General features: G+C 73.4%; 25 protein-coding genes and 1 pseudogene. 11 read left to right on the top strand and 15 right to left on the bottom strand.

The features are described 5' to 3' along the window. Window positions 1-183 precede the first annotated feature (183 nt). The 3 genes and pseudogenes from ACIQFU_RS14555 to ACIQFU_RS14545 form a co-directional block, all read right to left on the bottom strand. Complete coding sequence (locus ACIQFU_RS14555; RefSeq protein WP_402551506.1) at window positions 184-1,425, bottom strand: AAA family ATPase; 1,242 nt, start codon at window positions 1,423-1,425, stop codon at window positions 184-186. A 79-nt stretch (window positions 1,426-1,504) separates the two neighbouring features. Beyond that, a pseudogene (locus ACIQFU_RS14550) lies at window positions 1,505-2,910 on the bottom strand (hypothetical protein). A gap of 267 nt (window positions 2,911-3,177) precedes the next feature. Continuing rightward, window positions 3,178-3,537, bottom strand: a complete 360-nt coding sequence (locus ACIQFU_RS14545; protein ID WP_402551504.1) for an ArsR/SmtB family transcription factor — start codon at window positions 3,535-3,537, stop codon at window positions 3,178-3,180. Window positions 3,538-3,645: 108 nt separating this feature from the next. On the opposite strand from ACIQFU_RS14545, the gene ACIQFU_RS14540 reads away from it, so the two are divergent. After that, window positions 3,646-4,707 (top strand): cation diffusion facilitator family transporter, encoded by a 1,062-nt coding sequence (locus tag ACIQFU_RS14540; protein WP_402551502.1) that lies wholly within the window; start codon window positions 3,646-3,648, stop codon window positions 4,705-4,707. A gap of 4 nt (window positions 4,708-4,711) precedes the next feature. On the opposite strand, the gene ACIQFU_RS14535 is transcribed toward ACIQFU_RS14540, so the two are convergent. From ACIQFU_RS14535 to ACIQFU_RS14525, 3 genes are all read right to left on the bottom strand, one after another. Continuing rightward, the gene (locus ACIQFU_RS14535) at window positions 4,712-5,269 is read right to left on the bottom strand and encodes a YbaK/EbsC family protein (protein WP_402551500.1); all 558 of its coding nucleotides are present in this window, start codon (window positions 5,267-5,269) and stop codon (window positions 4,712-4,714) included. Between the two features lie 43 nt (window positions 5,270-5,312). Continuing rightward, the gene (locus ACIQFU_RS14530; RefSeq protein WP_402551498.1) at window positions 5,313-5,885 is read right to left on the bottom strand and encodes a helix-turn-helix domain-containing protein; all 573 of its coding nucleotides are present in this window, start codon (window positions 5,883-5,885) and stop codon (window positions 5,313-5,315) included. A 132-nt stretch (window positions 5,886-6,017) separates the two neighbouring features. Then, window positions 6,018-6,821 (bottom strand): acyltransferase, encoded by an 804-nt coding sequence (locus ACIQFU_RS14525; protein ID WP_402551497.1) that lies wholly within the window; start codon window positions 6,819-6,821, stop codon window positions 6,018-6,020. Window positions 6,822-6,928: 107 nt separating this feature from the next. Here ACIQFU_RS14525 and ACIQFU_RS14520 point away from each other — a divergent pair, with 107 nt between their 5' ends. Further along, window positions 6,929-7,465, top strand: coding sequence for a gamma carbonic anhydrase family protein (locus ACIQFU_RS14520; RefSeq protein WP_402551495.1), 537 nt, complete (start codon window positions 6,929-6,931; stop codon window positions 7,463-7,465). Window positions 7,466-7,531: 66 nt separating this feature from the next. Here the strand turns inward: ACIQFU_RS14520 and ACIQFU_RS14515 are convergent, their stop codons facing one another. Further along, window positions 7,532-8,167, bottom strand: a complete 636-nt coding sequence (locus ACIQFU_RS14515; RefSeq protein ID WP_402551494.1) for a DedA family protein — start codon at window positions 8,165-8,167, stop codon at window positions 7,532-7,534. Window positions 8,168-8,248: 81 nt separating this feature from the next. Beyond that, window positions 8,249-8,686 carry a DUF4442 domain-containing protein gene (locus ACIQFU_RS14510; RefSeq protein WP_402551918.1) on the bottom strand — a complete coding sequence of 146 codons (438 nt, stop codon included), beginning with the start codon at window positions 8,684-8,686 and terminating at the stop codon, window positions 8,249-8,251. An 84-nt stretch (window positions 8,687-8,770) separates the two neighbouring features. Here ACIQFU_RS14510 and ACIQFU_RS14505 point away from each other — a divergent pair, with 84 nt between their 5' ends. Both ACIQFU_RS14505 and ACIQFU_RS14500 read left to right on the top strand, forming a co-directional pair. After that, on the top strand, window positions 8,771-9,706 hold the full coding sequence (locus ACIQFU_RS14505) for a hypothetical protein (protein ID WP_402551916.1): 936 nt from the start codon (window positions 8,771-8,773) through the stop codon (window positions 9,704-9,706). A 77-nt stretch (window positions 9,707-9,783) separates the two neighbouring features. Beyond that, window positions 9,784-10,812, top strand: coding sequence for a hypothetical protein (locus ACIQFU_RS14500; protein ID WP_402551493.1), 1,029 nt, complete (start codon window positions 9,784-9,786; stop codon window positions 10,810-10,812). Between the two features lie 24 nt (window positions 10,813-10,836). Here the strand turns inward: ACIQFU_RS14500 and ACIQFU_RS14495 are convergent, their stop codons facing one another. From ACIQFU_RS14495 to ACIQFU_RS14485, 3 genes are all read right to left on the bottom strand, one after another. After that, window positions 10,837-11,682 carry a spermidine synthase gene (locus ACIQFU_RS14495; RefSeq protein ID WP_402551492.1) on the bottom strand — a complete coding sequence of 282 codons (846 nt, stop codon included), beginning with the start codon at window positions 11,680-11,682 and terminating at the stop codon, window positions 10,837-10,839. 31 nt (window positions 11,683-11,713) lie between these two features. After that, the gene (tuf, locus tag ACIQFU_RS14490; RefSeq protein ID WP_402551490.1) at window positions 11,714-12,892 is read right to left on the bottom strand and encodes an elongation factor Tu; all 1,179 of its coding nucleotides are present in this window, start codon (window positions 12,890-12,892) and stop codon (window positions 11,714-11,716) included. A gap of 274 nt (window positions 12,893-13,166) precedes the next feature. Further along, window positions 13,167-13,889 carry a DNA alkylation repair protein gene (locus ACIQFU_RS14485; protein ID WP_402551489.1) on the bottom strand — a complete coding sequence of 241 codons (723 nt, stop codon included), beginning with the start codon at window positions 13,887-13,889 and terminating at the stop codon, window positions 13,167-13,169. Window positions 13,890-13,938: 49 nt separating this feature from the next. Here ACIQFU_RS14485 and ACIQFU_RS14480 point away from each other — a divergent pair, with 49 nt between their 5' ends. Next, the gene (locus ACIQFU_RS14480; RefSeq protein ID WP_402551487.1) at window positions 13,939-14,715 is read left to right on the top strand and encodes a TVP38/TMEM64 family protein; all 777 of its coding nucleotides are present in this window, start codon (window positions 13,939-13,941) and stop codon (window positions 14,713-14,715) included. Window positions 14,716-14,722: 7 nt separating this feature from the next. Here ACIQFU_RS14480 and ACIQFU_RS14475 read toward each other — a convergent pair whose 3' ends face one another. Next, a complete protein-coding gene (locus tag ACIQFU_RS14475) occupies window positions 14,723-15,892 on the bottom strand; it encodes a thiolase family protein (protein ID WP_402551486.1) in 1,170 nt (389 codons plus the stop codon). A 146-nt stretch (window positions 15,893-16,038) separates the two neighbouring features. Here ACIQFU_RS14475 and ACIQFU_RS14470 point away from each other — a divergent pair, with 146 nt between their 5' ends. The 3 genes from ACIQFU_RS14470 (at window position 16,039) to ACIQFU_RS14460 (ending at window position 17,782) form a co-directional block, all read left to right on the top strand. Continuing rightward, window positions 16,039-16,512, top strand: a complete 474-nt coding sequence (locus tag ACIQFU_RS14470) for a winged helix-turn-helix transcriptional regulator (RefSeq protein ID WP_402551484.1) — start codon at window positions 16,039-16,041, stop codon at window positions 16,510-16,512. Between the two features lie 151 nt (window positions 16,513-16,663). Continuing rightward, a complete protein-coding gene (locus ACIQFU_RS14465) occupies window positions 16,664-17,539 on the top strand; it encodes an undecaprenyl-diphosphate phosphatase (protein WP_402551483.1) in 876 nt (291 codons plus the stop codon). A gap of 63 nt (window positions 17,540-17,602) precedes the next feature. After that, a complete protein-coding gene (locus ACIQFU_RS14460) occupies window positions 17,603-17,782 on the top strand; it encodes a hypothetical protein (protein ID WP_402551481.1) in 180 nt (59 codons plus the stop codon). Window positions 17,783-17,883: 101 nt separating this feature from the next. On the opposite strand, the gene ACIQFU_RS14455 is transcribed toward ACIQFU_RS14460, so the two are convergent. After that, on the bottom strand, window positions 17,884-18,624 hold the full coding sequence (locus tag ACIQFU_RS14455) for an SDR family NAD(P)-dependent oxidoreductase (protein WP_402551480.1): 741 nt from the start codon (window positions 18,622-18,624) through the stop codon (window positions 17,884-17,886). A 142-nt stretch (window positions 18,625-18,766) separates the two neighbouring features. On the opposite strand from ACIQFU_RS14455, the gene lnt reads away from it, so the two are divergent. After that, entirely contained in the window at window positions 18,767-20,341 is a 1,575-nt protein-coding gene (gene lnt, locus ACIQFU_RS14450; protein WP_402551479.1) for an apolipoprotein N-acyltransferase, read from the top strand. On the opposite strand, the gene ACIQFU_RS14445 is transcribed toward lnt, so the two are convergent. Further along, window positions 20,265-21,170 carry a Gfo/Idh/MocA family protein gene (locus ACIQFU_RS14445; RefSeq protein ID WP_402551477.1) on the bottom strand — a complete coding sequence of 302 codons (906 nt, stop codon included), beginning with the start codon at window positions 21,168-21,170 and terminating at the stop codon, window positions 20,265-20,267. The two genes, lnt and ACIQFU_RS14445, sit on opposite strands and share 77 nt — an antisense overlap. Window positions 21,171-21,183: 13 nt before the next feature. Continuing rightward, window positions 21,184-22,374, bottom strand: a complete 1,191-nt coding sequence (locus ACIQFU_RS14440; protein ID WP_402551475.1) for an FAD-dependent monooxygenase — start codon at window positions 22,372-22,374, stop codon at window positions 21,184-21,186. Between the two features lie 102 nt (window positions 22,375-22,476). Between ACIQFU_RS14440 and ACIQFU_RS14435 the strand changes: the two genes are divergently transcribed. Together ACIQFU_RS14435 and ACIQFU_RS14430 are read left to right on the top strand one after the other, a co-directional pair. Beyond that, window positions 22,477-23,097, top strand: coding sequence for a TetR/AcrR family transcriptional regulator (locus ACIQFU_RS14435; RefSeq protein WP_402551473.1), 621 nt, complete (start codon window positions 22,477-22,479; stop codon window positions 23,095-23,097). A gap of 42 nt (window positions 23,098-23,139) precedes the next feature. Then, complete coding sequence (locus ACIQFU_RS14430; RefSeq protein WP_402551472.1) at window positions 23,140-23,652, top strand: DinB family protein; 513 nt, start codon at window positions 23,140-23,142, stop codon at window positions 23,650-23,652. Window positions 23,653-23,721 lie beyond the last annotated feature (69 nt).

Genomic DNA, 23,721 nt, shown 5'->3' with positions numbered 1-23,721 from the left:
CGGCCCCACCCCCGTCCGGCGCGCCGACGCCCGCTCCGGCCGAGCCGGACGCACCGCCGTACGCCCCGTCCGGTCCCGGCACACCCGGAGGCGGCGCCGCCCCGGCCGGGCGCCCCGGGTTCCTCGGCTTCCCCGGGTCCCTGGACGTCCTCGGTCCCCACGGCCTCCCCGGCTTCATCGGCTTCATCGGCCCGCCTTCGCCGTTCCCGCGACGCGTGCGGCCGCCCGGTCGGCCGCTCGGTCCGCGCGGCGGGACAGGGTCATGGCTCCGGCCAGCCGCTCGATCGAGACGGGGACGTCCCAGTCCTGCTGCCGCAGCGTCGCGAGTGTCGTCGCCGGGACGACCACGACGTCCGGCGCGCCGGTCTCCGTCGCCCGGGCCAGCAGCGCCCACGCCGCGTCCCACCGGGACTTGTCCGGCCGCTTGCGTACGGCGGCCACCACCCCGTCCAGCACGGCCTGACGCAGGTCTCCCCGTTCGGGCAGCACCGCACCCATCGGGTCGGCGAGCAGCGTCTCGGGGTCCGGGAGGTCCATCCGGTCCAGGCCCGCCATGAGTTCGAGGCCGGGGCCGTCCCCGACGGTCCCCCGCACCAGCAGGGAGAGCACCTCCCTGGAGGAGCCGGCCGCAGTCGCGAAGGCGATCAGGCACAGGGTCATCTCCCAGCTACGGGGCGACGGCCAGGCGCCGCCCCGGCGTGTCTCGCCGCCGGGCAGCCGGTGGACGAGCCCGGGGCGGGCGGTGAGGAACTCGCACACCGCGCGGCGCGCGTACCGCACCGCCTTCTCCAGCCCTGCCGGGTCGAGGCTCGGCAGCGTCGCCCGGGGCCAGGTTCCGCCGAGGCCGCGTACGACGACGTCCTGGTCGTGGGTCCACTGGAGATGGACGAACCGGTTGGCCAGGGGCGGGCTCAGCTCCCAGCCGTCGGCCGCCGAGGACCGCGGGTTGGCGGCGGCCACGATCCTTACTCCGGGCGGCAGGCGCAGCGCGCCGATCCGCCGTTCGAGGACGAGGCGGAGGAGTGCGGCCTGCACGGCGGGCGGCGCGGTGGACAGTTCGTCGAGGAACAGCAGTCCCCGGCCCGCCCGCACCAGGCGCACGGCCCAGTCCGGCGGGGCCATCGGAACGCCCTGTTCGGCCGGGTCGTCGCCGACGACGGGCAGCCCGGAGAAGTCGGACGGCTCGTGCACGCTGGCGATCACCGTGGTCAGCGGGAGGCCCAGGGCGGCGGCGAGCTGTGTGAGCGCCGCGGTCTTGCCGATCCCGGGCTCTCCCCACAGCAGCACGGGGAGGTCGGCGGTCACGGCCAGGGTGAGGGCCTCCAGTTGGGTGTCGGGCCGCGGTTCGGTGGTCGTGGCGCGCAGGAGGGTCAGGAGTTCACCGGCCACGTCGAGCTGCGAGGGCGCGGTGGGGTCACATGTCATCTTTTTTCATCACCATGGTGTCAGTCGTGGGCGGGGTGCGGCGCGGAGATGTCCGGCGAAGACGTCCGCGGGCCCCGGGTCAGTCGAAGGTCGCGTGACGCGGGCGGGAGCGGCCCTCCCGTGGCCGGTTCCGGTCCGGGCGGACGCGTCTCGCGGTGGGCTCGTCCAGGCCCGCGCGGAACATGCCGTGGGCGATCCGCCGCCGCGCGGCGGCCTCCAGGTCGTCCCGCAGGGCGCCGTCGCGCAGGCGTGCGGCGGGGCCCAGCAGGCTTCGACGACGGCGAGGGCACCGGCGGTGTCCCCGTGGTTGAGGCGTTCGCGGATGTCGGGGAGGCACTCCGGACGCCGGTGTGCCTCGTCGACGGCCTGGAAGCAGGGCAGCGGCGTACCGGTCAGCGCGGCGAGAAGTTCCTCGCGGCGGGTCTCGGCCGGATCGTGGTCCAGGGCCGCGAGGGCTCCGTCGACGAGACCGATCCGGTGCCGGGCTCCCCGGCAGTCCACGATCCGCGGGCCCGCAGCCGGGTCCCAGGCCCGGGGCGGGGCGGCCGGTGCCGGAGCCGGGCCCGGTGACAGTGCCGGGGCGACCAGCGGATGCAGCCGGCCCGCATCGATCGCTCCGGCGCGGATCAGCTCCAGGTCGGGCAGCACCCAGGTGGCAGCGTCGGGGAGCACCGGCAGCGCGGACGGGACTCCGCCCGTGGGCAGCGCGGCCACCCGCGGTGGCGCGGACACGTCGCGTTCGTCGGCGCCCGTCTCCAGGGCAAGCCTCCGTCCGGCCCCGACCCGCACGACGACCGTCGTGGAACCGGTGTCCTCGGCCCGGAGCAGCATCCGCGCCTCGGCCGCCCACCGGCCGGCGGCGCAGCGCCGTCCCGGCGGCACCGTCCCCAGTGCGTCCGCGAGTTCGGGCGGTGCGTCGGCCGACGCCGGCAGGCCGGCACCCGAGCGGACGCGCAGTTCACCGGTTCTGCGCGCGTCCCACAGGTGGCGGTGCAGGTCGAGCCGGAAGCGCCGGCTGGGCCGGGGGTGCGGGTGCCGTGCGGTGCCAGGGCCCGAACCGTCCCACAGGGCCAGGCTGATGCGCTGACCGCCGTCCGCCCAGGCGGGCGGGGTGCGAACGACGAGGTGCACCGGACGTGCGCCGTCGCGGTCGTCGGTGTCGTACCGGGCCAGGGTGAGGGTGAGGCCCGGGCGGAGCAGTCCGTCCGGGGCGATTCTCGGCATGTGCCAGCGCAGCAGGTCGGGAGCGAGGTGACGCAGGTCGGCCCGGAGCCGGGAGGCGAGAGCTTGGCCGTGGGCGCGCGCCACGGAACGCAGGTCGAGGTCGACGTCGACGGCCGCGGCGGCGCACGCGCCCGCCCAGTCCCCGGCCCGGCGGCGGGTGGTCGCGGTCTCGATCATGGAGGGCGGCACGGCGAACTCGCGCACGCGCTGCCAGAGGGAAATGCGGGAGCAGGAGTCCCCGTTCACGAGGTGAGTGGCCATCAGCACTCACCTTGCGCGGACGGGTCCCCCAATCTGCCGAGTGGAGGAGTAGTCATCGCGGGGAGCATAGCTTCGCCGGTCGTGACCCGCCAGGCCTTTTCCCGGAGTGAGGCCACCGCGGCCGTTCCCGGAGCTGATGGAGCGTCAATGTCGTGGCCACTCAGAGCAGTTCCCAGTGACGGACCTGCTCCGCGAGTACGCGGACGTGGGGGGCGGGAGATCCGGTTCGGCGTGCGGGACGTGTGCCCGCACGGGACCGGGTCCCGCTCAGTCGTGCAGTGGCCGGTCGCCGAGCCGGTGGTCGGCCACGTTCAGCGCCTCGTCGACCAGGCGGCGCAGGTGTCCGTCGCGCAGGGAGTACACGACGCGGCGCCCCTCCTTGCGGGTGCTCACCAGCCCCGCGAGCCGCAGCCGGGCCAGGTGCTGACTGACCGCCGGGCGGGCCGCCCCGCAGGCCTCGGTGAGGGTGGTGACGTCGGCTTCTTCGGCAGTCAGGGAGTGCAGCAGAGTGAGGCGGGTGCGGTCGCCGAGCAGGGCGAGGACCTCGGCGGCGAGCGCGAACTGCTCCTCGCCCGGTGTGCGCGGGTGCGCATCGTCCGCAGGTGATAGGTGCATGCGTGCGCTCATACGCACATAATGGCGTCGTGGACGGCGCGCGTCCACCCCGACCGCACCGGCACACAGGAACACCGGCCGCCGGAAGACCAGAACACCCGAACACCGGAAGGGGCACCCATGAGCGACCCGCACCGGCATCACCACCACGACGGTCAACCCCGCCACGACCACCGCTCCCCCGCCGGCCGGTGGCACCGCGTCACGCACCGCCTCGCCCACCGGCTCACCCCCCATTCGCACGAGAGCGCCGACAAGCTGGATTCGGCCCTGGAGTCCTCGGCCCGCGGGCTGCGCGCGCTGTGGGTGTCGCTGGCGGTGCTGGGCGCGACGGCGCTCGCGCAGGCGGCCGTGGTGGTGGTCTCCGGCTCGGTGGCGCTGCTCGGCGACACGGTGCACAACACCGCGGACGCGCTGACCGCCGTACCGCTGGGCATCGCCTTCGTCCTGGGCCGGCGCGCCGCCACCCGGCGCTTCACGTACGGCTACGGACGGGCGGAGGACCTGGCCGGCGTCGTGATCGTCCTGACCATCGCCGCGTCCGCGGTGCTCGCGGCGTGGACGGCGGTGGACCGGCTGCTCGACCCGCGCCCGATGGCACACGTCCCGGCGGTCGCCGCGGCCGCCCTGGTCGGCTTCGCCGGCAACGAGTGGGTCGCCCGCCACCGGATCCGCGTGGGCCGGGAGATCGGCTCGGCCGCGCTGGTCGCCGACGGCCTGCACGCCCGCACCGACGGCTACACGTCACTGGCGGTACTGCTGGGCGCGGGAGGTGCCGCGCTCGGCCGGCAGCTCGCCGACCCGGTCGTGGGACTGGCGATCACGGCCGCGATCGTCCTGGTCCTGCGGGACGCGGCCCGCGAGGTGTTCCGGCGGCTGATGGACGCCGTCGACCCGGCACTGGTGGACCGGGCCGAGCGGGTGCTTGGCGAGATCCCGGGCGTGCGCGGGGTGGGCGAGCTGCGGCTGCGCTGGATCGGGCACCGGCTGCGCGCCGAGGTCGCCCTGGTGGTGGACGGCGAGGCGACCGTGCGCGAGGCGCACCGCATCGCCGTGGCGGCCGAGCACGCCCTGCTGCACGCCGTGCCGCGGCTCACCGCGGCCCTGGTCCACGCCGACCCGGCGCCCTCCCCCGGCGAGGCGGATCCGCATCTGGCGATCGCCCACCACGCCACCGCATGACGGCTCAGGCGGTGCCGAGCCCGTCCAGCACCTCGGCGCCGGGCAGCTCGGCGAACGCCTTGCCCGGCACGAGCAGCTTGCCGCGCCGGCGTCCGCTGCCGACCAGGACGTACGGCAGGTCGACGACGGCCGAGTCGACCAGCACGGGCCAGTCGCCGGGCAGGCCGACCGGCGTGATGCCGCCGTACTCCATGCCGGTCTCGCCGGTGGCGGCGTCCATCGGGGCGAACGACGCCTTGCGCGCCCCGAGGTGACGGCGTACGACGCCGTTGACGTCGACGCGGGTGGTGGAGAGCACGACACAGGCGGCCGGCGTCGTGCCGCCGCCCCGCTTGCCGGTGACCACCACGCAGTTGGCGGACTGTTCGAGCAGCTCACGGCCGTAGTGCTCGACGAAGGTGGCGGTGTCGGCCCATTCCGGTTCGGTGTCGACGTAGAGGATCTGGTCGGCGGGGACGCTGCCGCTCCACAGGCGTACGGCGTCGGCGACCGGGCGGATCAGTTCGTCGAGGCATTCCGGGGCGGGTGTGGCCCGGTCGAAGTTCCCGATGGGTGCGTGCATGGCGGCACGCTAACAACTGCCGATGCCGCGGAGAACGGCCGTCTCAGCGGACGGGCGGCACCGAGACCGCCATGATCATCTCCATCGGGGCGTCGCCCTCGTTGCCGTACGTGTGCGGGGTGTCGGACTCGAAGGAGGCGCTCGCGCCCGTCGGGACGCGGTGGGCCGCTCCGTCCACGGTGAGGGTCAGCTCCCCCGCCGTCACGTGCACCAGCTCGACCGTGCCGGTGGGGTGCGGGTCGGAGGGGCTGCTCTCGCCCGGCATCAGCCGCCACTCCCACATCTCCAGCGGCCCGGGCGCCTCCGCTCCGGCGAGGAGCCGGCTGAAGCTGCCGGCGTCGGTGTGCCAGAGGCGTACGGCCTGCTCGGCGGGGACGACCCGGACCGTGGGCCCCTGCTCCCAGTCGAGCAGGGTGGTGATGCTGACGCCGAGCGCGTCGCCGATCTTCACGACGGTGCCGAGGCTGGGGTTGGTGCGGGCCTGTTCGATCTGGATGAGCATGCCGCGGCTGACACCGGCACGCGCCGCCAGCGCCTCCAGGGTGAAGCCGCGCTCGGTACGCCAGCGCTTGACGTTGCGCGCGAGGGACTGGGTCAGCAGGTCGAGGTCCGCCACGTTCCGTCCGGTAACTAGTGCGTCGGCGTGCAGGACAGGGTGCACTTCGCTGGACCACGGTCCGCTGCACCCGAAGGTCCACCGAACTGTACTGCGGGGCGCGCCGGCGGTGCCGTTCGCCTCGGCTCCCGCTCAGCTCTCCGCGGCCGGTTCGGCGAGCCTGCCCGCCGCGTCCCCCGGGGCGTCCAGCTCGGCGAGACGGGCCACCGCCTCGTCGTCCAGCTCGGACAACTCCCGCAGCTGACCCGGCGTGATCCCGTCGGGGATCGGCACCGGGGCCGGCGTCCTGAGCGGCGGCTGCCAGCCCTCGGCGGGGGTCCAGCGGCGTACGACGCGGGCGGGGGCGCCCGCCACCACGGCGTGGTCGGGGACCTCGCCCCGGACCACTGCACCGGCGGCCACGACCACGTTCCGCCCGATCCGGGCACCCGGCAGGATCACCGCGCCGGTGCCGATCCAGCAGCCGGGGCCGATCTCCACCGGGTCCATCCGGGGCCACTGCTTGCCGATGGGCTGGTGGGGGTCGTCGTAGGAGTGGTTGGTGGAGGTGACGTAGACGTACGGGCCGAAGTAGCAGTCGCCGCCGATGGTGACGGTGGTGTCCGCGATGACGTGGCTGCCCCGGCCGAGGACGACTCCGTCGCCGATGCGCAGGATCGGCTCCGGACCCAGGTCCAGGTCGGGCATCAGCCCGGCGGTCAGCGTGACCTGCTCGCCGATGATGCAGTGGGCGCCCACATGGATCCAGGGCTCGCCGAAGACCGTGCCGAGCGGGAAGGCCAGCCGGGTGCCCGTGCCCAGCGCGCCGAAGCGGAAGCGCCCGGGGTGCGCGGCGGTGACGGAACCGGTGCGCTGCACCCAGGCCCAGCCCGCGTGGACGGCCCGCTGCGCGAGGCGGCTCCGCCAGGACGAGAACGTGTTCTTGCGGTGGGGCACCCGCTCACGGTAGTCCGCGCGAGGTACGGCCAGGCCCGAACCGGGCTGTGATCTTCACCCCACCGGGTGGCGTACGGTGCCGTACAACACCCGAGCAGGAGGCGAAGATGACGCAGAAGGCGCTGATCACGGGCATCGGCGGCAAGGACCCGAAGGTGGACGCCGGGACCTTCGTGGCGCCGACGGCCTCGGTCGTCGGGGACGTGACCCTGCACGCGGGGGCGAGCGTCTGGTACGGCGCGGTGCTGCGCGGCGACGTCGAGCGGATCTCCGTCGGCGCGGACAGCAACGTCCAGGACAACTGCACCCTCCACGCCGACCCCGGCTTCCCCGTCACCGTCGGCGAGCGGGTCTCCATCGGGCACAACGCCGTGGTGCACGGCGCCACCGTCGAGGACGACTGCCTGATCGGCATGGGTGCCACGGTGCTCAACGGCGCGGTGATCGGCGCCGGTTCACTGGTCGCCGCCCAGGCCCTGGTCCCGCAGGGCATGGTGGTGCCGCCGGGGTCACTGGTCGCGGGGGTGCCGGCCAAGGTGAAGCGGGAGCTGACGGAGGAGGAGCGTCAGGGGGTCACGCTGAACGGCACGATGTACGCGGCGCTGGCCGGGCAGCATCGGGATGCGATGGGTGAGGTTCTGTAGTCGGCCGGCCGCGGCTTCGTCGTGGTTGCTCGCGCAGTTCCCCGCGCCCCTTGATCGGGGCGCGTTTCATTCCCCGGCGACGACCGGCTCGGGGTCCGGCTGGGCCTTGCTCGCCCTGCGCCTGACGATCAGCATCGAGGCGACGCCGATCACGACGGCCAGGACCAGGCCCAGCCACGAGAAGCGCTTGAGCCAGTCCTCCGCGACGACGCCGACGTAGTAGATGACGGCGGTGGTACCACCCGCCCAGACGATGCCGCCGAGGACGTTGGCGATCAGGAACTTCCAGTACGGCATCCGCAGCACACCGGCCAGCGGGCCCGCGAAGATGCGCAGCAGGGCGACGAAGCGGCCGAAGAACACGGCCCACATGCCCCACTTCTGGAAGGACCGCTCGGCGGTGGCGACGTGCCCCTCGCTGAAGTGCTTGGGGAACTTTCTGCCCAGCCAGGCCAGCAGGGGCCGGCCACCCTTGCGGCCGATGGCGTATCCGATGGAGTCGCCGATCACCGCGCCCGCGCTGGCACAGGCGCCGAGGACCACGGGGTCGATCCCGCCGTGCTGCGACGACAGCAGGGCCGCCGACACCAGGACGATCTCGCCGGGCAACGGAATGCCGAGGCTCTCCAGACCGATGACCAGCGCCACGACGGCGTAGACGGCCGCCGCGGGCACCGTGTCGAGCCATTCCTGGACGTGCAACGCCCCACCCTCCGCTTCGGACACCTTTTCCCGGTGCGCCTCGAACGAGGCGCACCGGGAAGCGTACCGGGTCGGCGGAGGTCAGCTGTTGGGGCGCAGGGTCCATATGACGGTCATCTCACCGGTGACGGCTCCGTCCTCGCGCCGGATGGCGACGCTCACCGGGAATTCGGGGCGGCTGCCGGCGTCCAGTTCGGCGACGACCTCCGCTGCGGGCCGGCCGAGCGTCGCGGTGGCGGTGACCGGGCCGAGGGCGATCTTCTTGAAGGCGATCTCCGCGGTGACCGGCAGCGGCACCGCCCGGGAGAGCTGGTCGCCGAAGGCGGCGAGGACGATCGCGCCACTGGCCGACTCGCCCAGCGTGAACATGGCTCCGGCGTGCGGTCCGCCGACGTGGTTGCGGTACTCGCTCTGGTCCGGAAGGGCCAGGACGGCCTTCTCGGGGGTGGTTTCCCGGTACTCGAGGTTCAGGGTCCGGACCATCGGCACCGTGGCGGCGAGCAACTCGCCGATCGACATCTGATCTGCGCTCATGGCGGTAGGTTACCCATGAGTAGCTTCCGGGGCCAGGCACCGGCCAAGATCGCCGTATGCTGTGCGCCCATGTGGCCAGGAGAGCAGTCGTCCACCGGCGGACCGGACCCGCGGCAGCCCAACCCGTACCGGCAGCCCGGTTACCAGCAGCAGCCCGCGCCCTGGAACGTCCCCACCGTCACCTCCGGCGGGCCGGCCGGCGGACCGCCAGGACGGGGACCCGGCAACGGCCGTACGAGGACGGTCGCGATCGTCGCCGCCGCGGTAGTCGTGGTCGCCGCCGCCGTGACCGGGGTGGTCCTCCTGGGCGGCGGTGAGGACGAGGAAGCCCGGCCCGGCCCGACCACCGCCTCCCCGTCCGCCTCCTCCCCCGCCGACGACCCGCGCGGCGGTGACGACTCCCCGGAGGCCACCGTCGAGGGCTGGACCGTCGTGGCCAACCCCGACCACGGCCTCGCCTTCGACGTGCCGGCCTCCTGGGCACTCCGGTCGCGCGGCTGGACCACCTACGTCGCCGAGGACGACGACCCCGAGGAGAAGCCCCTGGTCGCCATGAAGGGCCCCGCCGTCCTGAAGGAGAAGTGGTGCGGGTCGGACGGCGACCGGGACGGCTCGGTCGACTACAAGCCCCTGGCCAGTGCGGGCACCCGCGGCAACAACGGCGCGCGGAGCACCGAGGAGATCGCCAGGAACGACTCGGCGGCCTGGGTCTACGGAGTCTTCACCCAGCCGGACCGGGACAAGGTCTCGACGGGACCGGTGACGTCCTTCACCACCGCCTCCGGCATCGAGGGCAGCGTGGCCACCTCACGGTCGTCCGGAGTGGCGAAGAAGGACAAGTGCGACGTGAACGGGAAGGCGACCACCTTCGCCTTCGAGTCCGCCGACGGCGACTTCGTCTCCTGGTCGTTCTTCGGCGCCGCGGACGTCGCCGACGAGGTGCCCGAGGCCACCGTCCGCGGGATTCTGGCCACCGTCAGGGAATACACCCCTTCGGAATCCTGAGGCTTCGGGGTTTCGGTACGTCCCTGACAAGGGCCGGTGACCGAATCGTGTCCTGGGCGGCATTAGGGTGACTGCTCATGTGGCCAGGACAGCAGCCGCCCGGGGGCGAGCAGAACCCGCAGAACGAGAACAATCCGTACCAGCAGCCGGGGTACCAGCAGCCGAATCCGTACCAGCAGCCCGGCTACCAGCAGCAGCCCGGCGCGTACGGGCAGCAGCAGTGGAGCGCTCCGCAGCCGCCCACCGCCGTGCAGTCGGCGGGCGGTGGCGGCGGTGGCGGGAACCGGACGAAGCTGGTCGCGATCATCGCGTCCCTCGCCGTGGTGGTGGCCGCCGGCGTCACCGGGTTCCTGGTGCTCGGAGGTGACGAGGACGACCAGGCGGACGCGGGCAAGGACAAGAAGGTGTCGGCGAGCCCGACCGAGAAGAAGTCCGAATCCCCCACCGCCGACCCGACCGGGTCCGGTTCCGACGACAACCCGCGCGGCGGCGAGGGGGCGAAGGCCACCGTCGACGGCTGGAAGGTCGTCGCCAACCCGCGCTTCGGCACCATGTTCGACGTGCCCGCCGACTGGGAGATCGAGAGCACCGACACCAGCGTCGGCTTCGAGTGGGAGGAGAAGGACGGCAAGATCGAGCGCACCACCGTCACCGCCCCGGCCTACCTGAAGTCCGAGTGGTGCACGGCCGACGAGAACAAGGACGGCCGCAAGGAGACCACCTCGCTCGCCACCGCCGGCACCCGGGGCGAGAGCGGCGCCAAGGACACGGACACGGCGGCCGAGACCCGGGTGCCGTGGTGGATCTACGGCGGGTACACCGAGCCGGACAAGAAGGCCGTGAAGTACGGCAAGCCGAAGCCGTACACGACCGCGGCCGGCATCAAGGGCAGCGTCATCACTGCGCACTCGGAGGGCGCGCCCAAGAAGGGGAAGTGCGACACCGAGGGCAAGGCGATCACCTTCGCCTTCAAGAACGGCGCGGGCGATTTCGTCACCTGGAACCTGTACGGTCCCAAGGGCGTCAAGGACGAGATCCCGGAGGCGACGGTCCAGAAGATCCTCAGCACCGTGCGCCTCACCGAGGAACCGCCGACCGAGTCGTAGGCGTGCCGGGCCGGACGGGGCCGCTCAGCCGATGCCGAACGCCCCGGCGGGCGGCTCGGGCGACGGCACGGCGTCCTCGTCGCGCACCGGCCCGGCGTCGCCGGTGAAGTCCCGCAGGGCGGCCCCGTGCTCGACCCTGGCCGGGAAGGCGTCGGCGGCGGTGCGCCGGGCCAGGGCCGCGGTGTCCAGAGGCCGGTGCGCGGCGACGAGCACCGCGTTGCCGAAGCGGCGCCCGCGCAGCACGCCCGGTTCCGCGATCAGCGCCAGCTCCTCGAAGAACAGGGCGAATCCGGCCAGTTGGCCGCGCAGGAACCCGAACGGCGCCCCGTCGGCCAGGTTGGCCACGTACACCCCGTCGGCGCGCAGCACCCGGGCCGCCTCGCGCACGTAGCCGACGGAGGTCAGGTGCGCGGGCACGCGCGAGCCCCCGAAGACGTCGGCGACCAGGACGTCGGCCGAGTCCGCGGGGGCGGCCGCCAGCCAGGCGCGGGCATCGGCCCCGTGGGCGGTGATGCCCGCGTCCGGCGGCAGCGGCAGGTGCTCGGCGACCAGGTCGAGCAGCCCCCGGTCGGCCTCCACGACGTCCTGCCGCGAGCCGGCCCTGGTCGCGGCCAGGTACCGGGGCAGGGTGAACGCGCCGCCGCCCAGGTGCACCACGTCCAGCGGGCGCCCCGGCTCGGCGACCGTGTCCAGGACGTGGCCGAGCCGGCGCGTGTACTCGAACTCCAGGTGCGCCGGCTCGTCCAGGTCGACGTACGACTGCGGCGCCCCGTCCACGGTGAGCAGCCAGGCCCGTTCCCGGTCGACGTCGGGCATGAGCTTGGCGGTGCCGTGGTCGGTGGCGCGGCTGACGGGTATGGCTTCGTTCACCTGCCCATTGTGCCGGTGCCCGGCGGGGCACTCACCCCACCGCGGTCACCGTCCCCGCGCCCACCGTGCGGCCGCCCTCGCGGATCGCGAAGCCGAGCCCCGTCTCCAGCGGCACGTCCCGCCCCAGTTCGACCGTCATGGTGACGGTGTCGCCGGGCCGGGCCACGGCCGCTTCGCCGAGGTCGACGTCGCCGACGACGTCCGCGGTCCGGATGTAGAACTGCGGCCGGTAGCCGGTGGTGAGGGGCGTCGAGCGCCCGCCCTCGCGGGTTGACAGGACGTACACCCGCGCCGTGAAGCGACGCGAGGGCACGACGCTGCCGGGCGCGGCCACCACGTGCCCCCGGCGCACGGTGTCGCGGGCGACCCCGCGCAGCAGCAGCGCCACGTTGTCCCCGGCCTGCGCCTCCTCCATCGGCTTGCCGAAGGTCTCCAGGCCGGTGACGACCGTCTCGACGGATGCGCCGAGCACCTCGACCCGGTCGCCGACGCGCACGGTGCCTCGCTCGACGGCCCCGGTGACGACGGTGCCGCGGCCGGTGATGGTGAGCACGTTCTCCACCGGCAGCAGGAACGGCGCGTCCAGGTACCGCTCGGGCATGGGCACGTACGTGTCCACGGCGTCGAGCAGCGCCTCGACGGACGCCGTCCACCTCGGGTCGCCCTCCAGGGCCTTCAGCCCGGAGACCCGCACGACCGGAGCGGCGTCGCCGCCGTAGCCGTGCGCGGAGAGCAGTTCGCGGACCTCCAGCTCGACCAGGTCGGTCAGTTCCTCGTCACCCGCGTCCGCCTTGTTGAGCGCGACCACGATGTGGTCGACGCCCACCTGCCGGGCGAGCAGCACGTGTTCGGCGGTCTGCGGCATGATCCCGTCCAGCGCGGAGACGACGAGGATCGCCCCGTCGAGCTGGGCGGCGCCGGTGACCATGTTCTTGACGTAGTCGGCGTGGCCGGGCATGTCGACGTGCGCGTAGTGCCGGGTGTCGGTCTCGTACTCGACGTGCGCGATGTTGATGGTGATGCCGCGCGCGGCCTCCTCCGGGGCGCGGTCGATGCGGTCGAACGCGACGTATTGGGTGGTGCTGCCGGCCCCGCGCTCGGCGAGGACCTTGGTGATGGCGGCGGTCAGGGTGGTCTTGCCGTGGTCGACATGGCCCATCGTGCCGATGTTCAGATGCGGTTTGGTGCGGACGTACGCCGTCTTGGACATGGCGGTACCTCGAAGCCTCGTGGCGGTGGTGGGGACCCCTGGGGCCGGCCGACCCTCCCCCTGCGGGGTCCGCCGGACGATCCGGGGAGGGTCAGCTTCGGGCGCCGTCGACTGCGGCGGTGAAGTGGGCGACGGCAGCCTTCGGGGCATCCGCGACCGCGGATGCTGCGAGGTGGAAGGCGTACCGGAACATGACGCCGATCATTGCCGACGCGTCGTCGCACGTCGAATGGTTTTTGAGGGAACGGCAGTTCGACCGGCGGCGCCGCCGGTATTAGCGACCGATGGTCCGAAGCGCCTCCCGCACGGACAGCGGTGCGAGCCGGTCCCGGTGCCCGGCCACGAAGGCGCGTACGGCGTCCGGGTCGGTCTTGGCGTACTCGCGCAGGCACCAGCCGACGGCCTTGCGGACGAAGAAGTCGCCGTGGCCCGACTGGCGCAGGCAGTAGCCGAAGAGCCGGTCGGTGTCGGTGCGTTCCTTGTGGCGCAGCTGGTGGAGGAGGGCCGTGCGGACCAGCCAGCGGTCCTCGTCCCCGATCCAGGCGTCCATGTCGGCCGCGAGGCCGCGGTCGGCGGTGACCAGGCCTCCGACGACGTGCGCGGCGAGCAGGTCGACGGTGTCCCACCAGGGCACCGTGGTGAGCAGGTGCCGGACCACGGGCAGGAATCCGGACGAGCAGTGCGTCACATACCGGCGCAGGTAGTCGACGGCGAAGTAGTGGTACTCGCGCTCGGGCAGCCGCCAGCAGCGCAGCGCGACCGCGGCGCAGTCCGACTCGTCCGGGCGGGGCACGCCCGCCAGCACCGTGCGGGAGAGGGAGCGGCGAACGGGCGAGGTCATGCCCAGGAACGGTGCCGCGTTCTTCATGTACGCCCGCAGCCCGACGGCCCGCTCGGGGTCGGCCGCGGTGGGGTACTCGGCGGTGAGCCGCTCCAGCACGGTGTCGGCGAGAGCGCTCCTCGGTGCGTCCGGAACCGGCCGGGCTGTGACGCTCATGAGACGCACCATACGGCGATCACACACATTTGTCGGTTAGTGTCACCGGATGCTCGATGCCACCACCCGCTCTGGGGGCACCGCCACGGTCTCTCCCCGGACCGCCGCCGCCGAACTCGCCGGTGCCACCGCCGGACCGGCCGCTCCGACCGGTCTCAGCGCCCGTGTGACGAGAGTGCTGCTGTCCCCGTGGTCGCGGCTCTCCCTGCTCGTCGCCCTGCTGGCCTCGGCCGCGACGGCGGTGGTGCTGTTCCAGCCGCAGGAGTTGCTGACCAACGGCTGGCCGCCGCAGCTCGGGGGTGCCGCGGCGGCCCTCGCCTACGCCGTGGCGTACGGGCTGTGCACGGTCGCCTTCGTGCCGCGTCCGCTGCTCAACCTGGCGGCCGGCGCGCTGTTCGGCTCGCAGTTCGGGCTCGCCTCCGCGCTGGCGGGAACGGTGCTCGGCGCCGGGATCGCCTTCTGCCTGGGCCGGGTCCTCGGCCAGGAGGCGCTGCGTCCGCTGCTGCGGGGCAAGTGGCTGAAGGCCGCCGACGGGCAGCTCAGCCGGCACGGTTTCCGCTCGATGCTGGCGGCGCGGCTGTTCCCCGGGGTGCCGTTCGCCGCCGCCAACTACTGCGCCGCGGTGTCCCGCATGGGCCTCCTGCCCTTCCTGCTGGCGACGGCTCTCGGTTCGATCCCCAACACCGCCGCCTACGTCGTCGCCGGCGCCCGCGCCTCGACGCCCACCTCGCCCGCCTTCCTCATCGCGCTGGCCTGCATCGCCCTGCCGGGGCTCGCGGGTGCGGTGGTGGCCTGGCGCAAGCGGCACCGGCTGCGCGGGCACTGACGGGGCGTTACACCGCTTCCAGGATCATGGCGTTGGCGAGACCGCCCGCCTCGCACATGGTCTGCCGGCCGTAACGGGCCCCGCGTTGGCGCAGGGCGTGGACGAGGGTGGTGGTCAGGCGGGTGCCGCCGGCGCCGAGGGGATGGCCGAGCGCGACGGCCCCGCCGTGCACGTTGACCTTGTCCAGGTCGGCGCCGGTCTCCTGCTGCCAGGCCAGCACGACGCTCGCGAACGCCTCGTTGACCTCGAACAGGTCGATGTCGCCGAGGGACAGCGACGCCCTGCGCAGCACCTTCTCGGTGGCCGGGACGACGCCGGTGAGCAAGAGCAGCGGGTCGGAGCCGGTGACGGCGAAGCTGTGCAGCCGGGCGAGCGGGCGCAGGCCGAGGCGGGCCGCGGTTTCGCCGGAAGTGATCAGCACCGCCGAGGCGCCGTCGTTGACCGGGCTGGCGTTGCCCGCGGTGATGTTCCACTCGATCCGCGGGAACCGTTCGGCGAAGGCCGGGTCGTGGTAGGCGGGCCCGAGACCGGCGAGGACCTCGACGCTGCTGTCGGGGCGGACGCACTCGTCGCGCGACACCCCGTCCAGGGGCGCGGTCTCGGCGTCGAAGCGGCCGGTGTCCCAGGCGGTGGCGGCCTTCCGGTGCGAGGAGACGGCGAAGGCGTCCATGCGCTCCCTGCTCAGCGACCACTTGGCGGCGATCAGTTCGGCACTGATGCCCTGCGTGACCAGCCCCTGCGGGTAGCGGGCTGCGACGCCGGGGCCGAAGGGGTCGGCGCCGGGCGGCACGTTCGACCACATCGGCACGCGGCTCATGGACTCGACGCCGCAGGCGACCACGAGGTCGTACGCCCCGGCCATGACGCCCTGTGCGGCAAAGTGGACGGCCTGCTGGGAGGAGCCGCACTGGCGGTCCACGGTGGTCGCGGGCACGGACTCGGGGAAGCCCGCCGACAGCAGCGCGTAGCGGGTGGTGTTCATGGCCTGTTCGCCGACCTGGTCCACGGTGCCGCCGATGACGTCGTCGATGAGCGCCGGATCGACCCCGGAGCGCTCGACGAGGGCGCGCAGCATGTGCGCGAGGAGTTCCACGGGATGGACGTGGGCGAGGGCTCCGTTCGGTCTGCCCTTGCCCATCGGGGTGCGTACGGCTTCCACGACGACTGCGTCACGCATGGTGCGGGCCTCCGGTGGCCGGTGAAGTGCCAGTGGGGAACTACCGGTGAATGGGGAACTACCAGTGAGTAGGAAATCCGGACCCACCATGGCCCTGCTAGTTTGAAATTCAAACCCATACCCGCTCCTCGCCTAGACTGGCCGTCATGGCCGCCGCTCCCAAGAACCCGCGCCCCTGCTCGATCGCCGACACCCTCGCGCTCGTCGGCGAGAAGTACTCCCTGCTCGTCCTGCGCGAGGTCTGCCTTGGCAACGGCCGCTTCGACCGGCTGGTGCGCAACACCGGCGCCCCGCGCGACGTCCTCGCCACCCGGCTGCGGCGACTCGTGGACGCCGGCATCGTGACCAGGGAGCCGTACAGCGAGCGTCCGCAGCGCTTCGAGTACCGGCCGACCCGGGCGGGTCTCGAACTGGAGCCCGTCCTCATGACGCTCATGGCGTGGGGCGACCGGCACCTGCACCCGGACGGCGACCGGCCCATGGTGATCGAGCACGCCTGCGGCCACGAGCTGGTCCCCCAGGTCACCTGCCCGGCCTGCGGCGACGCCGTCCGCCACGAGGATCTGACCGCCCATCCACAGGTCCCGGGCTGGACGGTGACGGGCCCCGCGGTGGCGTAGGGCCCCGTTCACCCCCGTCGCCCGGGGTTCATTTCGGGGCGCTACGCTGCCCCTCGGCACGCCAGGTCCCGATCACCGCACGCGACGGTTCGGCGTGTCCGCCGACCGTTTCTCGCCGTTCCCCGATCGCCGCTTGGACTGACGCAACTCCATGTCTTGGTTTGAATCCCTCGTCCTCGGACTCGTCCAGGGACTGACCGAGTTCCTCCCCGTCTCATCCAGCGCGCACCTGCGGCTGACCGCGGCGTTCTCCGGCTGGCACGACCCGGGCGCGGCCTTCACGGCGATCACGCAGATCGGCACCGAGGCCGCGGTGCTCATCTACTTCCGCAAGGACATCGGGCGGATCATCTCGGCGTGGACGCGCTCCCTCGCCGACAAGTCGATGCGCCACGATCCCGACGCACGCATGGGCTGGCTGGTGATCGTCGGCTCGATCCCGATCGGTGTGCTCGGCCTGACCCTCAAGGACCAGATCGAGGGCCCCTTCCGTGACCTGCGGATCACCGCGACGATGCTGATCGTCGTCGGCGTGGTCATCGGTGTCGCCGACCGGATGGCCGCCCGGGACGAGAAGGGCGGCCGGCACCGCGCGCCGCAGCAGCGCAAGGAGCTCAGGGACCTGGGCGTGCGGGACGGCCTGATCTACGGCCTGTGCCAGGCGGCGGCACTGATCCCCGGCGTCTCCCGCTCCGGCGCGACCATCAGCGGCGGCCTGTTCATGGGCTACCGGCGCGAGGCCGCCGCCAGGTACTCGTTCCTGCTCGCGGTCCCGGCGGTGCTCGCCTCCGGCGTGTTCGAGCTGAAGGACGCGATGGAGAGCGACCACGTCGCCTGGGGACCGACGCTCTTCGCGACGGTCATCGCCTTCGCCTCCGGGTACGTGGTCATCGCCTGGTTCATGAAGTTCATTTCCACCAAGAGTTTCATGCCGTTCGTCTGGTACCGCATCGCGCTCGGCATCGTCATCATCGCGCTGGTCGCGGCCGGTGTCCTCAGCCCGCACGCCGCGGAGTCCGCCGGCTGACCGCGCCCGCTTCTGTAGCCGTCCGGTAGCGCAGCGTCAGTGCTTGCCCCTAGGCTTGTCCGCATGTCCCCCGATTACGTGACCCCTGGTTCCGTGCGGTCCGCCGCGGAACTGAACGATCAGATCCGTGCGCTGTGGCGGCGCGCGGGCGGGACCCTGTCCGCGCAGGAGCGGGTGGAGTACGAGTTGCTGGTGGTCCAGTGGGCGACCGCGATCCGCGGCGAGGTCATGGAGGCGGCCTGAGCGCAGGCGGCTCGCGCGCCGGGACGGCCCGGGCCGAGGGGACCGCACCGCTGCGCAGCCGGTCCCGCTGCGCAGTCGGTCCCCCTTCCTACGGCCCTCGGTCAGCGTCCGCCCGCCACCCGGAGCACCGTCCCCGTCGCGTACGACGCGTCGGGCGACAGCAGCCAGGCGATGGCCGCGGCGATCTCCTCCGCCCGGCCCGCTCGTCCCATCGGCACCGCCGCCCCCATCCGCGCCGCCCGGCCGGCGTCGCCCGCCGCCGCGTGCATCTCGGTGTCGATCACCCCGGGCGCGACGCCGTTGACCCGGATCCCGTCCGGGCCCAGCTCCTTGGCCAGGCCCAGCGTCAGCGCGTCGACACCCGCCTTGCTCGCCGCGTAGTGCACATACTCGCCGGGGCTGCCGAGGGTCGCGGCGCCGGACGACACGTTCACGATCGCGCCGCTGCCCCGCGGTGCCATCAGCCGCGCGGCCCGCCGGGCGCACAGCAGCACGCCCAGCAGGTTGACGTCGAGGACCCGGCGCAGGTCGGCGGTGTCGCTGTCGGCCAGCCGCCCCAGCGGTCCGGTCACGGCCGCGTTGTTCACCAGCCCCGTCACCGGGCCCAGCCGCCGCTCCGCCGTCTCGAAGAGGCGCTCGACGTCGGACTCGACGGACGTGTCCGCCCGCACCGCTTCGCCGCGGCCGCCCGCCTCGCGCACCCCCGCCACGACCGCCTCCGCGGCCGCCGAGTCGCGTGCGTAGCCCACGACGACGTCGTGTCCGTCGGCCGCGAGACGCAGACAGGTCGCCGCTCCGATCCCCCGGCTGCCGCCGGTGACCACCGTGATGGGTCGCGCCATTGATACCTCCACGTTTTGATCGATCATCTTAGGGAAAGCCGCGCGCGCCGCACAGTCCTCGGTGTGATCAACTGAATTCGCCCTCGTCGCGGGCGCACACTGTACGGATCACCGGGTAGGCACCCTCGGTAAGGAGGCGCCCATGAAGCAGCTCGACCACTGGCTCGCCTCCCGGTGGCGGCGCTCGGTCCTCGCCGTGTTGGCCGGGGCCCTGCCCGTGCTCGCCTTCCCGGGGCCGGCCCTGTGGTGGTGGGCGTGGTTCGCGCTGGTCCCCTGGATCCTGCTGGCCCGTACCGCGCAGGACGGCAGGCGGGCGACGTACGACGGGTGGTGCGGGGGGTTCGGCTTCGTGCTGGCCATGCACCACTGGCTGCTGCCGAACCTGCACGTGTTCACGTTCGTCATCGCCGCCCTGCTCGGCGCGCTGTGGATCCCGTGGGGCCGGCTGGTCCGCCGGACGCTGGGCGGGGCGCCGTCCGCCGGCCGGGTCGCGGCGGCCCTCGTGGTGCTGCCCTCGGGCTGGCTGCTCGCGGAACTGGTCCGCTCCTGGCAGGGGCTCGGCGGCCCCTGGGGGATGCTGGGCGCCAGCCAGTGGCAGGTGGCTCCGGCGCTGCGGCTCGCCTCGGTGGGCGGGGTGTGGCTGCTGAGCTTCCTGGTGGTGGCCGTCAACGTCGCCGTCGCCGTTCTCCTCGCCGTCCGCCGGGCGAGGGTGCCGGCGCTGGCCGGGCTGGTCGCCACGGCCGCGGCCACCTCGGCGGCCTGGGTCTGGTCACCGCGCCCCGACACCGACGAGCGGGCCGCGGTCGCCGTGGTGCAGCCGGGCATCGTCGCCGGGGCCGGGAGCGCCGACCGGCGGTTCGACCGCGAGGAGGAGCTGACCCGGCGACTGGCGGACCGGAACCTCGACCTGATCGTCTGGGGCGAGAGCAGCGTCGGCTACGACCTGGACGACCGGCCGGACCTCGCCCGTCGGCTGGCCGCGCTGTCCCGGGACACCGGCGCGGACATCCTGGTCAACGTGGACGCGCGGCGCTCCGACAAACCCGGTATCTACAAGAGTTCGGTGCTCGTCGGCCCCGAGGGCCCGACCGGCGACCGGTACGACAAGATGCGGCTGGTCCCCTTCGGCGAGTACGTGCCGTTCCGCTCACTGCTCGGCTGGGCCACCTCCGTCGGCAAGGCGGCCGGCGAGGACCGCAGGCAGGGCACCGAGCAGGTGGTGATGGACGTCGGCGACGGCCTGCGGGTCGGGCCGATGGTCTGCTTCGAGAGCGCGTTCCCGGACATGAGCCGCAGTCTCGTCGCCGACGGTGCCGAGGTGCTGGTCGCCCAGTCCTCGACATCGACCTTCCAGCACACCTGGGCCCCCGAGCAGCACGCCTCGCTCGCCGCCCTGCGCGCCGCCGAGACCGGCCGGCCCATGGTGCATGCGACGCTGACCGGCGTCTCCGCCGTCTACGACGCGAACGGTGCGCGGATCGGCTCCTGGCTCGGCACCGACGCGAGCGCGTCACGGGTGTACGAGGTGCCCGTCACCCACGGCACCACCCCGTACGTCCGCTACGGCGACTGGACGGTGTACGCGGCACTGCTGGCCCTCGTGGCCTGGGGCGCCGCCGAGGGCGTACGGACCGGGCGGCTCAGGCGGAGCCGTCCCGCACGGCCCGGACCACGCGCTCGCACAGCTCATGGGTCTCCAGCGCGTCCCGGGCACTGAGCACCTCGCCGTTTCGCACCGCCTCAAGGAAGGCGAGCACCGCCTGCTCGATGCCGCGCTGGCGGGCCACCGGGACCCAGTCGCCGCGCCGCCGCACGGTGGGCTGGCCCTTGTGGTCGATCACCTCGGCGAGGTTGACGACCTGGCGCTTGGTGTCCTGGCCGGAGACCTCCAGGATCTCCTCCGCCGAGCCGCTGAGCCGGTTCATCACGCCGAGCGCGGAGAAGCCGTCCCCGGCGAGCTGAAGCACGACGTGGTGCAGCAGACCGTCGACGGCCCGGGCGCGCACGGTCACGTCGTCGACCGGCCCGGGCACCAGGAACCTGAGCGTGTCGACGACGTGGATGAAGTCGTCGAGGATCATCGTGCGCGGGTCCTCGGGCAGCCCGGTGCGGTTCTTCTGCATCAGGATCAGCTCGCGCGGGTGCTCGGCGCACTGCGCGTACCCGGGCGCGTGGCGGCGGTTGAAGCCGACGGCGAGGCTTGTGCGCCGTTCCTCGGCGAGGGCCACCAGGCGCTCGGAGTCGGCGAGTTCGTAGGCGAGGGGCTTGTCCACGTAGGTGGGGACGCCGGCTTCGAGGAGCCGGGTCACGATCTCGGGGTGGGCGGCGGTCGGCGCGTGCACGAAGGCGGCGTCGAGCCCTTGGGCGAGGAGCGCGTCGAGGTCGGCGTGGCGCCGCGCCGGCGGGATGCGCAGCTTCTCCGCGACCCGGGTGAGGGTGGCGGGGGTCCGGGTCTGCAGGTGCAGTTCGATCCCGGGGAGGGCGGCGAGCACCGGCAGGTAGGCCTTCTGCGCGATGTCGCCGAGTCCGATGCAGCCGACCTTCACGGGATGTGCTCCTCTAACGCTCGTTCCGCTCTCCGACCTGGGTCCGCCGGGAAGCATACGGGGGCTGCGGGGGCCGCCAGTCGGCGATGCCGTCGAAGCCGCGCAGGAACAGCGCCGGTCCGGCCTTGGACAGGGCGAGGATCGCGGCGTCGCGGACGGCGATCCCGGCACGGTTGCTCATCAGGTTGAGGCGGGCGACCTTGACGGCCTTGCCGGCGATCGCGGTCGTGCGGGGCAGCCGGGCGGCCGTGTAGGCGGCCAGGTCCTGGCTGTGGTGGGCGAGCACGACCGCGTCCTCGACGGCCTGGTTGCCGCCCTGGCCGAGGTTGGGCGGCATGGCGTGCGCGGCGTCCCCGAGGAGGGCGACCCGGCCGCGGTGGTGGGCCGGAAGCGGTTCGGCGATGTGGTGGACGTCGTGGCGCAGGACGTCCTCGGGTCCGGCGGCGGCGAGGACGGCGGGGATCGGGTCGTGCCAGTCGCCGTAGCGGTGCAGCAGTTCCGCCTTCTCGTCGGCCGCGTGCCCTCCGGCCGGCGCGACGGCGGCGGCGTACGCGTAGACCCGGCCGTCCTTGAGCGGATGCGTGCCCCAGATGCGGCCCCGGCCCCACGTCTCGTGGGAGGCGAAGTCGGCGCCCGGGACCGGGATCACGACCCGCCAGGTGGTGAAGCCGGAGTAGACGGTGCCGGGGTGCTCCGGGAACAGCGTGCGGCGTACGGCGGACCGGATGCCGTCGGCCCCGACGACCAGGTCGGCCTCCAGCTCGCCGTCCGGCGTGCGGACCCTGGCCGGACGGCCTTGGTCGCCGGGGTCGGCGAGCGTCGCGTCGGCGCCGGTGCGGACGGCATCCGGCGGCAGCAGCGCGGACAGCCGGTCGACGAGGGTCGACCGGTGCAGCAGCACCAGCGGACCGCCGAAGCGAGCCTCGGCGGCCTCGGCGCTGGACCGGGAGAGCCAGCGCCCGCCGGGGGTGCGCAGTCCCCCGTCGCCCTGCCAGGCGGCGAGGTCGCGGATCTCGTCGCCGAGGCCGATCACGTCCAGGGCGCGCAGGGCGTTGGGCGACAACGAGATGGCCGCGCCGACCGGCCGCAGCGAGGGGGAGCGCTCCAGCACGGTGACCCGCAGGCCGCTCTGGTGCAGGGCGGCCGCCGCGGTGAGGCCGCCGATGCCGCCGCCGATCACGACGGCCGTCTTCGTCCTTGCCATGACTCTCCTCGACGCTTCCCTCGGCATGACGCTCACTACAGATGTAGTAACTCCTGCCGCCGACTGTACTACAGCCGTAGTGCGACGGGTAGATTGATCTCCATGTCCGCACCTGCCGCGCCCTCCGGCTCCCCGTCCGGCGCCTCCCGCGCCGACCTCGTCGCCGACGCCGCTCTGGCGCTGCTCGCCGAGCGCGGCATGCGCGGGCTCACCCACCGGGCGGTCGACGAGGCGGCCCGGCTCCCCCAGGGCTCCACCTCCAACGTCGCGCGGACCCGGCAGGCGCTGCTGGAGATGGCGGTGCGGCGCCTGGCCGACCGGGAGGCGCGGGTGCTGGCCCTGCACGAGATGCCGGACCCGCGCGCCGGCCTCGGCGCCCTGGTCGACGCGCTGGCCCTGGCGACGCACCGCGCCCTGACCCGCAACCGCTCGCTGACGCTGGCCCGGTACGAACTGGCCCTGGAGGCCACGCGCCGCCCGGAGTTGCGGGCGCACTTCGACGCGGCGGGCGCCCGATTCCGGGAGCAACTGGGCACCCTCGTCACGGCGATGGGCTCGGCCGACCCGGCCCGGCACGTGCTCTCACTGGTCGCCTGGGCGGACGGCCTGATGTTCAGCTGCGTGGCCGGGACCTTCCACGCCGAGGTGCCGGGCCTCCAGGACGTGCGGTCGGGGCTGCGGGAGCTCCTGGACGGCATGCTGGACGACCTGCCGGACAGCTGAAACCTCCTGGTGGTACCGGCCGGTCTGGGCGAGGATGCCGCCATGACCACCGAACGCAGTGAACCCCCCGTCGACGCCGGCGAACGCGCCATGCTGGAGGGCTGGCTCGAGTACCACCGGCAGACCCTCGCCTGGAAGTGCGAAGGACTCACCGACGAGCAGTTGAGGACGGCCGCCGTGGCCCCCTCCACGCTGTCCCTCATGGGACTCGTCCGGCACATGGCGGAGGTGGAGCGCAGCTGGTACCGCAGGGTGCTGGCGGCCGAGGACGCGGGCCCGATCTACTACTCCGACCAGGACCCGGACGGCGACTTCCGGCTCACCGATTCGGACACCTTCGCCGAGGCGCACGCCACCTGGCAGGCGGAGATCGAGGCGGCCCGGCGCAACGCGGCCGGCGTCCCCCTGGGCGAACCGACCCGGGGCAAGCACCTGCGCACCGGTGAGCGCTACACCCTGCGCTGGATCCACACCCACATGATCGAGGAGTACGCGCGTCACAACGGGCACGCGGACCTGATCCGCGAGCGCCTGGACGGAGCCACCGGCGACTGACGTCACCTCCGGTCGCCCACGGCCCTCCGTACGGGGCCGGAGATCACCCTTGCGGGGCAACCTCCGCTC

The organism is Streptomyces sp. NPDC093065, from assembly GCF_044754585.1.
Classification (GTDB): domain Bacteria; phylum Actinomycetota; class Actinomycetes; order Streptomycetales; family Streptomycetaceae; genus Streptomyces.
Note: the sequence above shows the minus strand (reverse complement) of the source record. Positions and strands in the feature narration are given on the sequence as shown.